The organism is Fluctibacter corallii (assembly GCF_025751585.1).
Lineage (GTDB): Bacteria > Pseudomonadota > Gammaproteobacteria > Enterobacterales > Alteromonadaceae > Fluctibacter_A > Fluctibacter_A corallii.
In genome coordinates, this window is sequence record NZ_JAOWKX010000001.1 from 348,509 (window position 1) to 360,365 (window position 11,857).

Here is an 11,857-nt window from a genome sequence, read left to right on the forward strand (position 1 = left end):
TTAGCACCACCTAACTCATGGTAAAACAACACGTTTTCAGCTGGCAAACCGATTTTGCAGGAGCACTTGCCGCCAGCCATGACTTAGGGTTTCTTATACTGTCTTGGATCGTCGCGTCAATATCTGGCTTTTGCGCGCTGAATCTCATGCATTTCCTTAAGTCGGAGCAACACAAAGCCCATTCCTCTTTCAAGTGGCTAGGTGGCGTGGTTCTGGGCATTGGGATTTGGGCAACCCACTTTATTGGTATGCTGGCATATTCTCTTCCTATTCCGGCTGGATTTAATTTACTCCTCACATTGCTTTCGGCAATGCCAACAGCCATGGGCGCGTGGTTTGCACTTTATCTGTGTCATGGTTTGGCATCTACATATTTTACATCAGGAAAGTATAGCCATATCTACACCCCCATGATTTCTGCGTTAAGTCTCACTGTTGGCATGGGAGTCATGCACATCATCGGTATGTATGGCTACTCAGTAGCCGCAGTGATTTACACACATTTAGGGGGACTAATTATTGCGTTTTCGGTAAGTATGTTTTTCGCATTTTTGGCGTTCTATACGGTGTTTAACCGTTCACATACACTTTTATCGCTCCCCTCTGCATGGCGAGAAGGTATATCCGCTTTACTCTTTGGCCTGTCTATCGTGAGTTTGCACTACATTGCCATGCACAGTGTCACTATTGTGCCTTCAAATCTGTTTACTTCAGAAGGCATGACTAGCGATTCATTGCTGCACATATTAGTTGTTGTCACGTGTCTACTCCTTGTGGTATTTACGTTAGTCGTGTTTTTTAGCCGTAGAACCTTAATGTTATCGTCAATGGCTAACGACACACTTGCACTGATTGTCGATACAATGGAGAACATGTCTGATCCCATTGTGCTATGTGATAAAAACGGGCAAGTTCGCCTTTTAAATCAAGCATATCTTACCCACATTCTTGACCAAGCTGATGCAAGCAATCATATCGGGGCTTCAATAGAAACGTTGAATGCGTACATACTGCCGAAAATTGCGCTACCAGAAGAAACAACAGATTACGGTGGGTTTTTAGCACAGCTCAAAAAGGGGGAGCGTTGCCAAGTTAAGACGGGTGATAGTCGCTGGTGGCTGCTCCGTCAACGTGCTACACCGAGTGGCTTTATCGTGCAAATTTGGACGAACATCACCGAACAAATCGACACTCAGGTGATGCTAATTAATGCAAGAAACTCCATGTATGAATCTGTCAGTCGGCTGGAAGAGGTTGAAGCAGAATTATTGGAAACAAAAAAGCTTGCTTCTATCGGCACCTTGGTAACCAGTGTAGCTCATGAGCTCAATACACCAATTGGCGTGGCGATTACGTCATTGTCCGCTATTGATGGGCAAATTGATGAAATGAAAAATCTGGTAAACAATGGTTCGGTTAATCGGCAAGAACTGGTATCTATTTTTATCAGCCTGAAAGAGTTCGAGCAAATGGCTCTTAGAAATGTTCGTCGTGCCGCTGAAATGATAGATCAGTTCAAATACATCACAGCTGAGAAACACACAGCGCAAGCCCATGCATTCAACCTAAGCGCAATGCTTAAAGACAAAATGCCTCTTTTTATTAATCTAATTGGTCATGCGGGTATTCAGTTTAAAGTAGATATTGATAACGACATTATTCTCGTAAATTACGAAGAGGTGCTGTTTCAAGTAATCAAAATATTACTCACAAACTCTATTGAGCATGGCTTAAAGTATCAACCAGTCGGCAATATTACGCTATCTTGTTTAGAGGAAGGGCAATATGTCACACTGGTTTATCAAGATGATGGGAAAGGGCTAGATCCCGCCATTGCGGACAACATTTTTGATGCGTTTACCACCACCAAACGAGCGGAAGGCAAAGTAGGGCTTGGACTACACATTGCTCACAACTTTGTCCGCAATAAATTAAACGGCACCATTTCTCTCGACAAATCGTGTAACACCGGCACACGTTTTTATATCCGACTACCCAAAGATATCCGCCATGGGTGAAATAGCACGCGACTACAAACACCCACGCCACCGCACTTGTTTCCTTTAAAACACTTCAACGCCTTTATGCGCTAAATGTTTTCTTGCCCTATGACAAAATCAATAGCACCTCGGATTGCGGCAACTTGGGCGTCGATACACATATCTGGTGTGGCGCTTTCGCTATCTGGATATACTTCTGTCGTTGTCACGTAGCTTGCGTTCGTCATACCGCCGCATAATCCGAGTGCTTTTTTGTCGTAATTGATCACGCCTTTTAAGTCTATGGGGACACCAATTATCTTGCCATCATTATCAGGAGGCGCTATGTGCGTCACTTGCTCTACAGCGTCGATTACCGCATTTTGAAATGCAGGTTGAAGATTATGTGTATCTCCCACTAAATAAAAGCCATCCGGAATATTCCAATTGTGGTTCACTTTTCCATCGCGCGCGGCAAGAGCGGGCCTGAATTCAGAATTATCAGTGTCAGTGGTCTCATGTAAGTCAACATGGCAGATAATTTCATCGAGATAGGGTGCCAACGCATTCATTAACAATGCAGACTCCCGCGCTGGGCTCGGCGAAAAGAAGGAGCGGTTGGGATCGATAGCATGAGGGTTCCATCGATTAATAGTTTCATAGGCCCATGGACTCACGCAAGGTGCCACCAAGATGTTCACCTTATCTATATAATCTTGCGCATCATAAAGCAGAAAGTGAATCGCACCTTGTACCCCACTGGTTTCATATCCATGCACACCTCCCGTGACCAGAAAGATAGGCGCACCGTCTATCCATTGACGATTTTTTACCAAATACAATGGATACACGTTATTCACGTAATCAAGTTGCCCATATTCACTTTTATCAAGGCAATCTGGAAGCACAGCTAATTTGCTCAAGACTTCCTCTAAATAAGAGCGCTGAATCGATTGATTGGACAACCATTGGGTTTTATGTGATTCATCCCAAGGTTGACCAGGGTTGCCTATTGGGTACGTCGTTGAATGATTCATCTTTTCCCTTATTTAACTACTATTGACTAACGTTACTTCCTATTTTATGTGGCGTTATAAGTGCAGAAATTCAACACCTTACCGTATGAAAATACGGCACTTTGTCCTTCATTACCGCTGATTTGCTATTTTAATACCCATGACAAGACATTAATGCGTATAACCATCTATTTACTAATGAAATTCATGCAGTTCTTCTCGAATTTTTTTATACTACCCCGCCCACCCCTAGAGCACGAAAGTAAAAGGAGATCATTATCGTGTCGATTCGCTTTTTACGATTGCTTCTTTGCCTTTTATTTTTTATCAGCAGTAGCAGTTACCATGCAAACGCACAAAAGCACGCTTATTTTTCTGCTGTTTCTCCTGAGTTCCCCAATGGCCTACATGCAAAATATGTTCAGTATATTGCTTCAGAGTTGAAAGTACCTATTCATATCCAGTTGATCCCCTTCGCTCGCCGATTACGTGAATTGGACAACGGATCATTGGATATTCTAGTGGGGGTATCGAGTTTAAGAAAGATAGGCCCAAATACTATATTGATTCATCCAGAATACGAATCTCTCGGAATGAGCTTGTTCGTTAATAAGGGGAATCCAGCGAACATTCATTCTCCTGACGATATCAAAAACAAAGCAATAGCGATTACTAGAGGTTCAAAGATCAGTGACGTATTTCCTACTTTACGTGAAGCAGATGTGATTGAAGTCGATACACTGGAACAAAAAATTGCCATGGTTGAGAAAGGTCGGATTGACGGCTTTTTCCATTTAAAACAGGCGACACTCAAAGTATTGAGCGACACCAATAAAACACGCTCAATTATTTTGTCGCCGATTGAGGAAACCCACCACTATACATTGCATGTGGCGCTAAATCGTCATTCCTCGCTATTTGAACATCGCCATACTCTATCCCAAATCATAAAAACGGGCGTTCAGCGAGGAGACTTCGAGGCGATTAGAAAGCAGCACTATGACGCGATAGAGGAAAATGAGTAAACCTTGATCTTTTATCTTTTTGTGATGCCCTTGTGATACTTTTGAGATACTTTTTATTCATGCTTCACCTTAACGTTTAACGTCTCGCCTGTACGGCGAGAAATAAAAAGGTGACCTCATGAACAGAACTCTAATCGCATCTAGTCTTGCAACCGCGCTTGTCGTCTCAACCAACGCTCAAAGTGCAGAGCTATCCATCAGCGTAACTAACCTCACACAGGGAATTTATTTTACGCCCCTAATTATCGGCGCTCACACCGACAGTGCTTCACTGTTTGAAGTAGGAGAAGCAGCCTCATCCGAGTTACAGATGGTGGCAGAAGGCGGAGACATCTCAGGTATTGCCACCGTACTGTCGTCAGTGAATGCCAATACGGTAGAAAACCCAGCGGTAGGTTTACTCGCGCCTGGCGCAAATGTGCAAGCGGAACTAACAACGACAGAAGGCAACAACGTGTTATCCCTCCTATCCATGTTATTGCCCACGAATGACGGATTCATTGGCCTTGATAATTGGACAATTCCTAACACGCCGGGCACATACACGGTTTACTTAAATGCCTATGATGCAGGTACTGAAGCCAATGATGAAATCATTAACGGTGGCGGTGCGCCAGGCATAGCAGGAATTCCAGCCGATCCTACGTCGATGGGTGGCACTGGCGCATCAGGTATCACAAATTCAGAAACCAACGATACCATCCATATTCATCGTGGCAATCTTGGCGATGACGATAACGCAGCAGGCAAAAGTGACCTGAATAATACCGTTCATCGTTGGCTCAATCCGGTCGCCCGCGTCACAGTCACCGTACAATAAGGAGAGGGAAAATGAAACGAATCACCATGCAAATGGGCTTAGTGACATTACTCACCACCACCGCGTTAATAGGCTGCTCTGACAATGATAATGACACCATGACGCCCGTAACTCCACCCCCACCGCCTCCGGCAACAATGAAACGCTTTGACATCGAGGTCGTAAACTTAACTGCGGCTCAACCTCTGTCACCTATTGCCGTTGTGGCTCACGAACAGAATACCTTGTTTGCTGTTGGTCAACCCGCCTCTGAAGCGTTAGAAATCATGGCTGAAGGGGGTGATAACAGTGAAATCGTCTCGGCTGATTTTATTGATGCTTATGTATCAGGCTCTGCACCACTTCCTCCTGGCGAGTCGCAAACATTAAATTTGGCTTTTTCTGCGTCACTTTCAGCAAAAATATCAATTGTGTCGATGTTGGTGAATACAAATGACGGCTTTTCAGGTCTTAATGGAGTAGACGTGTCAACGCTTGACGTAGGCGACAACATGACATTACGAACGGTGACCTATGATGCAGGAACGGAAAAAAACACGGAGGCAGCAGGTACGATACCTGGGCCAGCCGACAATGGAGAAGGATTCAACGCAGCACGAGACGATGTTAACTTTGTTGCCATGCATCCGGGGGTTGTTAGCCAGGATGATGGGCTTCGTTCTTCAGTCCTTACACAGACGCATCGATTCGACAATCCCACAATGGCTATCACGATTACCAGAACGGAGTAATTGCCATGAATGATAAGGTGCTCATCGCGGAAGATGACGCAGATATTGCTCAGTTAATATCAGTTAATCTACGAGAGATAGGCATCGAGAGTGAGCACATTGCCGATGGGCAGTGTGCGCTTGATCGTGCCCTTGTGGGAAACTATGCATTATTGTTACTGGATGTCATGCTGCCCAGTATGAACGGGTTTGATATATGCCAACAAATTCGAATTCAAAAACCTGCGCAAGCGATATTGATGCTCACGGCGAAAAGCTCTGAAACCGATCGCGTATTGGGGTTGGAATTAGGCGCAGATGACTACATGACCAAGCCTTTCAGTATACGAGAATTGCAGGCACGGGTTCGCTCTCAAATCCGAAAAGTGCACTTGCTAAGAAACTCGTCTTCGCCACATGCCACTCTCCACAAAGACACACTGATTATCGGTTCTCTGGAAATTAATGACGTTAATCATCAAGTGAGAATTGCTGACGTTGACCTCGACCTCACAGCGACAGAATATGACTTACTCCGCTTTTTGGCGAATCACAAAGATCAGGTTTTTAGCCGCGCCCAATTGCTCGAATCGGTATGGGGATACAACCATTGTGGCTACGAACATACCGTAAATTCTCATATCAATCGTCTTCGCGCCAAAGTCGAACGAAACGCAACACAGCCTGAAATTATTCAAACTGTTTGGGGCGTCGGCTACAAGCTGAACCCCAAAGCGTTAACAGAAGTAACAGCGCGTTAACGTAAGCAAAAGGAATCACCAGCATGTCGCTCTATCAGCGCCTCGCATTGTCATTAAGCATTGTATTTATTCTCATTATTAGCGTGGTTGTTTGCTGGACAGGCAGCATTCATCAACAAAGTAAACAACACGCAGAACAAGAGCTCCACCTTGATTTAGCGACACACCTTGTTAATGACAACCCACTGCTCGCTGAAGGCGTTTATGATTATGAGGGGCTAGCCAACCTGTTTCATACATTAATGGTTTTGGGTCCTGCCTTTGAGTTTTATTACTTGGACCCCGAGGGGCACATTCTGACGTATTCAGCAGATCCCGACAAAATTAAGCGAGAAAAAATTGCAGTCGACCCGATTAGAACATTAATCGATAAGCGTGGCCCTTTGCCCATTTTAGGCGAAGATCCTAGGCACCCAACCAATAAAAAGATATTTTCAGCAGCGCCCGTTTACAAAGATCAACAACTTCAAGGCTACCTTTACATGATTATTGGTGGAGAAAATGCAGACACCGCATTCTCTCGGGTGTCGCAACATGAAAGATTGCTAAATATGGCGTCAGTTGCCATTGCTTCCGTGTTATTTCTCCTGTTTGTCTTGCTGTTACTATTTCGTGCCTTTACCCACCCTTTAAAAGCGCTGTGTCGTGCCGTGGAAAAAGTGAATCACGACAACCTCGCCCACGTTCAACTCTCCTTACCCACATATGAAAGCAGTGGCCACAATGAAGTCAGCAGCTTAAGTCGGGCATTCGAAAAAATGCTAGACAAAATACAGACACAATATCAGCAACTTCAACTTATCGATCAGCATCGCCGAGTGCTTTTAGCAGATTTATCCCATGATTTAAGAACGCCACTGGCCAATCTTCAAGGCTACGTAGAAACACTCTCATTACGAAGAGATAATCTTACCAATGATGAGCATCAAGCCTTTTTAGATATCTGCTTGAAAAATGCCAATAACCTAAAAAAGCTGATTGACCAGATATTCGAACTGGCATATTTAGAAGGCGATCACGTTACCATTCAAAAAGAAGTTTTTCCATTGGGTGAATTACTTCAAGATGTGATGGCTAAATTTACCTTACACGCCAATAGCCGAGATGTGTCATTACACATCGAGCCACTTGCCAAAGACTACCTTGTTCAAACCGATATAGGAAAAGTAGAGCGAGTGCTCACCAACCTTATCGATAATGCAATACGGCACACTCCGAAAAATGGTAAGGTGACCGTCAGCGTAAGTGTAGCGCCATCAAACTCCCAGAGTATTCGTGTGAATATTACAGACAACGGAGTCGGTATCAGTCAGCAAGAAATTGCTTACATCTTCGATGCGCGTTATCGCGCGACTAACACGCTTGAAGATAAACAGTCTCATGCAGGTTTAGGGTTGGCGATTTGTAAAAAGTTGATTCAACTTTTGAACTCTGATCTGACAGTAAAGAGCGAACTGGGTAAAGGCACGTGTTTTAGCTTTGAACTTAATGTGGCTAAAGACACGTCGCCTGCATAACAGTCTCCAGATGCTCTAACATAGATATAATGCAATGCTTTTCGCTAGCTCAGAATCAACTTCATCATTTCTGAAAATAAAAGCGGAGAAAACACGCCGCTTTTAGTCTCAATTACATCTTCACTCTCTTATTCTCTGCGCCAATTAATGCAGCTTTAATTTAGGGGCAAATGCGTGGCCAACTTTTCGAATCAATAGCGTTAACAAGCCTTTCATTCGTCCATGAATAGCCAAAATATGCATGTTATACAAAGAGATATAAACGAGTCTGGCAAGCTTGCCCTCAATAAACATACTGCCGCTGGACAGTTTGCCCATTAAACTTCCCACGGTACTGTATTTGCTTAGATGTACTAACGAGCCATAATCCACGTATTTGAAACGGTGAAGGGGTTTATTTTCAAACAGCGCATTGAGGTTTTTCGCAACAATATCAGCCATTTGGTGAGCCGATTGTGCCCTCGGAGGCACCCAACTTCCATCGCGTTGCTCAAATCCACAACAATCTCCCAGCACAAATACTGAATCATCTACACTTGACTGCAAATACGCATTAACACAAATTTGTTGTGCGCGGTTTAAAGCAAAGTCGCCGGTTTCAGCCAAAAAGTCTGGCGCTTTAACGCCCGCAGCCCAAACCATTAAATCGGCTTTCATCATCACATCATCGGCTGTCACAAACCCATCAGATTTCGCGGCTTTCACTTTGGTGTCTTCCCACACCTTCACCCCTAACTTCTGCAACGCACCTCTTGCTGAATTAGCAATTCGCTCAGGTAAAGCGGGCAAAATTCGGTTGCCTGCTTCAATCACTGAAATATGCATTCTTTCGGCAGAAATATCTGGCATGCCATATGTACTCGCCAACTCGGCGACATGATTTAAGGTTGCGGCCAACTCAATGCCGGTCGCGCCTCCTCCCACAATGGCAATAGACAATCGCGATGATTTATCACTTTGTTGGTTCAACTTAAACATATGGTTAAGCAACGCCTTATGAAAACGCTCTGCTTGCTTAATAGAATCCAGAAAGTAACAATGCTCAGCCACACCTTGCGTGCCAAAATCGTTACTGACACTGCCAATCGCCAATACCAAATAGTCATAGTCAATATCACGTTCGGGCAATAATTCATCACCCTGCTCATCATTCAGCGCAGCCAGGCGAATCGTTTTGTTGTCACGATCAATCCCTTGTAGCGTTCCGTGTATGAATTGGTAATGATGCCTCGACGCATGAATGGCATAATCAACGCCATCGGAGCTTTTATCAATTACGCCAGCAGCCACTTCATGTAACAACGGTTTCCAGATATGGGTACGACTCCGATCAACCAATATAATTTCTGCAAGTTCACGTTTTCCCAACGTTTTACTTAAACGGGTTACCAGTTCAAAACCGCCTGCACCTCCGCCTACGACAATAATTTTTTTCATTTTGATTCCTAAAGCGTATAAAAAATGCGGTAGCAAGATGGGTGATGAAAAGATCGGTGCTGCGCAAGGTTTGCATAAGAAAAGATAACAATGTCACCGAGATAAAAGCCCTACTTATTGCTGTAGTATTATAGTGCCTTAACCAGAAATTCAAGTCTAATAAGAACGTTGCTTACGCGGCGCTAATTTGTATCAGAATTTTTCTGGCGCGTTAAACAATCACATAGTTAGACGATGACTTTCACGTACACACAAACATGCACTAAACTAAATCACACTCACCCACGTATACAATTGAATTATAACGTTAAACAAGGACAGTCCATGTTTGCACCATACAATTACACGCTACTCGGCTTACTCGCAATTTTAACGCTCTTGATTGTTCAGTTTTTTGTCTCGGTTCGCGCGCATCGAAAGCAAGACCATTATATTCCGGGTAAAATAGGCGACGAATTGGGGCATGAGTCTTTCGTCTTTCGCAGCCATCGAACCTACAAAAATACATTAGAAAATAGCCTACCCTTTTTTGCGCTTGCATTACTCGCAGTGTTTATAGGTGTGAACCCGACATTGCTTGCGTGGACAGTATGGATTTTCTTCTTCGCTCGCTTGATTCACGGCATACTGTATTGGGTTATTGCTACAGAGAAGAATCCAAGCCCTCGGTCTTACTTCTGGCTAGTCGGGTTTATCTGCACTGTTGTGGTGTTAGGCGCAAATTACTGGGCCTTTTTCGCTTAAGCACATTATCAAACGCATTTATAGATTCTATTCATGTTTGAAATTATTGTGGCGAAATGCTTGCTCAATGGGTATTTCGTCGCAAAATACATGCATTTTATCGTACATTTTTCATCCAATAAACACGATTTATATTGACAATCCTCTACGGTTACTGGTTATATGCCGCCGAATTCGTGTGTTTTATAGCGCCGTTTACGCTTAAAAATCAATAAGGTGAGATCGGAACTCAAAACACACCACGTGTATTAAGTTGTTACATGAGGATGTACATGAAAAAAGCACTTAGTGTAATGGCAATGGCATTGAGCCTGTCATTACCCGCTTTGGCTGACATTGCCATCGTGGTTAACCCTGCCAACAGTTCAGACATTTCTGACGACAATATTAAGCGTATCTTTTTAGGTAAAGAAAAGCGCTTTTCAGATGGCTCTGAAACACAACCTGTCAATCTAAAAGAAGGTGCATCGCGAGATCAATTCAATGAAATGATCTTGGGTCGCAGTTCTTCGCAGGTAAGCGCCTACTGGTCAAAACTTATCTTCACGGGCAAAGGAACCCCGCCCAAAGAGTTCACCACTGATGCGGATATTTTGTCTCACATAGCCAGCAATAAAAACGCGATTGGCTACGTTGACGCCGCTTCTGTTAACGATTCAGTAAAAGTTATCAAAACGCTGTAAGGTTTTTTCATGAAAAAGCATATTCTTGCACTGGCCATTGCCAGTTCTTTAAGTGTGCCAGCAATGGCAGACGTACGTATAAATGGTTTTGCTAATCTGGTAGGTGGCATGACATCGTCTGATGACAGAGTAAAAGGCTACGATGATGACCTGACTTTCTCAGAAGACAGTAGCTTTGCCCTTCAATTTTCTGGCGACGTGAATGACAAAGTCAGTGCGACGGCTCAGTTTATCGCACGTGGCAATAACGATTATGAAGTAGACATGGAATGGGCGTACATGACCTATGAAGTCTCTGATGCGTTGAGTGTATCAGCAGGTCGTTTACGCGTTCCTCTTTTTGCCTATTCAGCGTCGCTTGATGTGGGGTACTCTTATCATTGGATCACGCCACCAGAAAGTGTTTACGCAGTATCTTTCAGTAACGTCGATGGAATGCGCGTAAATTATGGTGGTTTCTCTGGCGATGTAGAGTACAACTTCCAGTTCGCTACTGGTAATACGTCTAACGACTTTGAGCTAGGTGGCCAAACAGCCCATCTAGAAGGCAAGAATGCCTTAGTATTCACGGCAGAAGCAATTTACGGCGGCTTTAAAGTTCGCGGTGTTGCAGCGCAAGCGGAAATCACTATCGATTCACCACTGCTGACGCCTGCATTTGCACAATTGTCGCAAATCAGTCCGTCGCTCAGCGATCTACTTGCCGTGCGCGAAGACCGAGGCGCTTTCTACGGTATTGGTCTAGAGTATGACGCACATGACTGGTTTGTTATGGGCGAGTACACACGTGTCACGTTGACAGACAGCTTTTACCCCGGCGAAAAGAACTTTTATGTTACAGGTGGTCTTCGTTTAGGCCAATGGACTCCTTTCGCAACAGTTGAAAGCAGTGACATGAACACAGACTTAAAGTTTTTAGAAAAAACGGCTGCATTCCCTGCTGAATTGCAACCCGCCGCATTACAAGCTCTAGCAGGTACTCAGCTTGCCGTAAGAAGTGAGTCATACCGTTATTCGTTAGGCGTGCGTTACGACGTTGAAGCAAACCTTGCCCTTAAAGCGCAAGTGACGCGTATTGACGATCGCGTCAACGAACTAGACGATGCAGGATTGTTCCGCGTAGGCGTTAACTACGTCTTTTAATTCTGAATGCCTTTACCGAACT

At 44.1% G+C, this 11,857-nt stretch carries 11 protein-coding genes; 9 read left to right on the forward strand and 2 right to left on the reverse strand.

The genetic code is table 11. From position 1 onward, the window contains the following. The first annotated feature begins 17 nt into the window (after positions 1-17). Positions 18-2,018 carry an MHYT domain-containing protein gene (locus OE749_RS01525; protein WP_263710576.1) on the forward strand — a complete coding sequence of 667 codons (2,001 nt, stop codon included), beginning with the start codon at positions 18-20 and terminating at the stop codon, positions 2,016-2,018. Positions 2,019-2,089: 71 nt separating this feature from the next. Here OE749_RS01525 and OE749_RS01530 read toward each other — a convergent pair whose 3' ends face one another. After that, entirely contained in the window at positions 2,090-3,016 is a 927-nt protein-coding gene (locus OE749_RS01530) for a M14 family metallopeptidase (RefSeq protein ID WP_263710577.1), read from the reverse strand. A gap of 260 nt (positions 3,017-3,276) precedes the next feature. Here OE749_RS01530 and OE749_RS01535 point away from each other — a divergent pair, with 260 nt between their 5' ends. The 5 genes from OE749_RS01535 to OE749_RS01555 all read left to right on the forward strand — a co-directional run bounded on the left by OE749_RS01535 (position 3,277) and on the right by OE749_RS01555 (position 7,828). Continuing rightward, positions 3,277-4,020 (forward strand): substrate-binding periplasmic protein, encoded by a 744-nt coding sequence (locus OE749_RS01535; protein ID WP_263710578.1) that lies wholly within the window; start codon positions 3,277-3,279, stop codon positions 4,018-4,020. Positions 4,021-4,138: 118 nt separating this feature from the next. After that, on the forward strand, positions 4,139-4,840 hold the full coding sequence (locus OE749_RS01540; RefSeq protein ID WP_263710579.1) for a spondin domain-containing protein: 702 nt from the start codon (positions 4,139-4,141) through the stop codon (positions 4,838-4,840). An 11-nt stretch (positions 4,841-4,851) separates the two neighbouring features. Then, entirely contained in the window at positions 4,852-5,571 is a 720-nt protein-coding gene (locus OE749_RS01545; protein WP_263710580.1) for a spondin domain-containing protein, read from the forward strand. A gap of 5 nt (positions 5,572-5,576) precedes the next feature. Beyond that, the gene (locus tag OE749_RS01550; RefSeq protein WP_263710581.1) at positions 5,577-6,311 is read left to right on the forward strand and encodes a response regulator transcription factor; all 735 of its coding nucleotides are present in this window, start codon (positions 5,577-5,579) and stop codon (positions 6,309-6,311) included. Positions 6,312-6,334: 23 nt separating this feature from the next. After that, a complete protein-coding gene (locus tag OE749_RS01555; RefSeq protein WP_263710582.1) occupies positions 6,335-7,828 on the forward strand; it encodes a sensor histidine kinase in 1,494 nt (497 codons plus the stop codon). A gap of 144 nt (positions 7,829-7,972) precedes the next feature. Here OE749_RS01555 and OE749_RS01560 read toward each other — a convergent pair whose 3' ends face one another. Beyond that, a complete protein-coding gene (locus OE749_RS01560; RefSeq protein WP_263710583.1) occupies positions 7,973-9,265 on the reverse strand; it encodes an NAD(P)/FAD-dependent oxidoreductase in 1,293 nt (430 codons plus the stop codon). 324 nt (positions 9,266-9,589) lie between these two features. Here OE749_RS01560 and OE749_RS01565 point away from each other — a divergent pair, with 324 nt between their 5' ends. From OE749_RS01565 to OE749_RS01575, 3 genes are all read left to right on the forward strand, one after another. Next, positions 9,590-10,009: an MAPEG family protein gene (locus OE749_RS01565; RefSeq protein ID WP_263710584.1), complete on the forward strand. Its 420-nt coding sequence runs from the start codon at positions 9,590-9,592 to the stop codon at positions 10,007-10,009. Positions 10,010-10,281: 272 nt separating this feature from the next. Continuing rightward, positions 10,282-10,692 carry a type 2 periplasmic-binding domain-containing protein gene (locus tag OE749_RS01570; RefSeq protein WP_263710585.1) on the forward strand — a complete coding sequence of 137 codons (411 nt, stop codon included), beginning with the start codon at positions 10,282-10,284 and terminating at the stop codon, positions 10,690-10,692. Positions 10,693-10,701: 9 nt separating this feature from the next. Then, entirely contained in the window at positions 10,702-11,835 is a 1,134-nt protein-coding gene (locus tag OE749_RS01575; RefSeq protein WP_263710586.1) for a porin, read from the forward strand. Positions 11,836-11,857: the final 22 nt, after the last annotated feature.